The organism is Streptomyces sp. NPDC090442, from assembly GCF_044769405.1.
Lineage (GTDB): Bacteria > Actinomycetota > Actinomycetes > Streptomycetales > Streptomycetaceae > Streptomyces.
In genome coordinates, this window is record NZ_JBIVXW010000234.1 from 1 (window position 1) to 1,843 (window position 1,843).

Consider the following 1,843-nt stretch of genomic DNA (forward strand, 5'->3'; position numbering starts at 1 on the left):
AGCTTGACTCTGTCGGGGATCTTGGAGTTGCCGAGGTCAGGTGCCCAGGGTTCGCCAGGACTTCGGCCGGGGGATCTCGTGCTGATCAAGGTAGGTCTGGAAGGCGGTCGGTCGGCGGGGAGGGCGCACTTCTTCGGTCGGTGAGAGACCGCTGAGGCGCTCGATGTTGATGGCGATGGCGGTCAGGACGTGCTGGAGGTGGACCCTTTCCTGGCCTCGGTAGCGGCAGTAGCGCATACCGTGGCCGTGGGCGAACTCGTTGACCGTTCCCTCGACTCCGGAGCGGACCGCGTAGCGGGTCTTCCATTCGGGTGTCTGTTGCTCGGCACGGATGTGGAGTTGCAGGTCGCGTAGTTCGCGTGGGGGAAAGCCCACGGTGCGGTGGCTTGCGCGGGAGGCGGTGCACTGAGCGCGGGCCGGGCATGGCTGACACTGGCTCTTGGTGAACCGGGCCACGATCAGCGGGGCCGCGGTGGGCGAGGAGGTCGGGTAAGGGCCGTGCCAGCCCTGGCTGATCTGCCCCTGGGGGCAGGTGACCTGCTGTCGGTCGTAGTCGATGTGGAAGTCGTCGCGGGCGAAGCCTTCACCCCGGCGGTGTTGCCGGGTGGGGTTGGCCTTGAGCGGCCCGGAGACGGTGACCTGGTGATCGCGTGCGGCTTGCGCAAGGTGGGGCAGGGAAGTGTAGCCGGCGTCGACCAGGTGCTCGGCGGGCAGCAGTCCGCGACGGTGCAGGCGAGTGTGGATACCGGGCAGGACCTTGCTGTCGTGGGTAGTGGCCGCGGTGGTGGCCACGTCGGTGATCACGTTGGGGCCGTCGGGAGCGCACGTCTCCGTGAGATGGGCGGAGAACCCCTTCCAGCTGATGATGTGCCCGTGCCGTGCGTAGCGGGCGGAGGTGTCGTAGGGCGAGACGATCGCCCGGGAGGAGGGCGGCAGGCCGGGGCCGTCTTCCGTCTCGGCGGTGCGCCAGCGCAGGTGTCCTGCGGTGTCGCGGTGGTAGTTCTGCACCATGATCTGGCGCAGGGCCTGGACACGAGGGCCGAACGCCCGGTCTCCACCATGCTGGTGGAGGTGTTCCAGGAGCCGAACGGCGTCGTTGCCGGTGGCGAGGATCCTGGTCTTGGGCTTGGTGGGGTTCTTGCCCAGGCGGACCGGGCGGCCGTAGCGGCGCCCCCAGTCCTCGTCGACCAGCTCGTCCAGCAGGTGCGGGGCAGTGCCGGCGACTTCCTCCAGCGCGGCACGGACCGCCTCGGTGATCAGCTCCAGCCGGGTGAGGTCACGCACGGCGGCCAGGACGTGGGTGGAGTCGGTGCGCTGCGTGGTGCGCTCGCGCATCAGCCCGGCTTCCTTCAGGCGGGCCAGCGCAAGGTCGAGGAGGCGATCGGCGCGGTCGCCCTCGGTGAGACGGTCGCGGAAGTCGGCCAGCACACTGTGGTGGAAGCCGGGATCGTCCAGCTCCATGGCCATCGCGTACTTGAAGTCGATCCGGCAGCGCACCGCCTCGGCGGTCTGCCGGTCCGACAGGCCGAGCACGAACTGCAGCACGCAGACGGTGGCCAGCTGGGCGGGCGAGAGGCCCGGACGCCCGTCACGCGGATACCAGTCCGCGAAGTCCTCGTCACACCACAGCCCGTCCAGGCGGTCTCTCACCCACATCGCCGCCGTACCGCCCGGGTTGCTCGCCCTCGCGATCTGCGCCGTCAGAGGCGGGACTTGCTCACCGGAACGAGGACGGAGCGACAACGGACACCTCGACAACTGCATGGGCTCTCGGAACACCCCGAGCATGCCCACCGATCACCCCAGCTCACCGGGAAAATCCAAGATCCCCGACAGAGTCAAG

1 protein-coding gene is annotated in these 1,843 nt (G+C 69.0%); it reads right to left on the reverse strand.

Features of this window, described 5'->3' with window-relative positions:
- Positions 1–36: 36 nt before the first annotated feature.
- Positions 37–1,656, reverse strand: a complete 1,620-nt coding sequence (locus tag ACIQU6_RS44670; protein ID WP_403488464.1) for an IS1182 family transposase — start codon at positions 1,654–1,656, stop codon at positions 37–39.
- Positions 1,657–1,843: the final 187 nt, after the last annotated feature.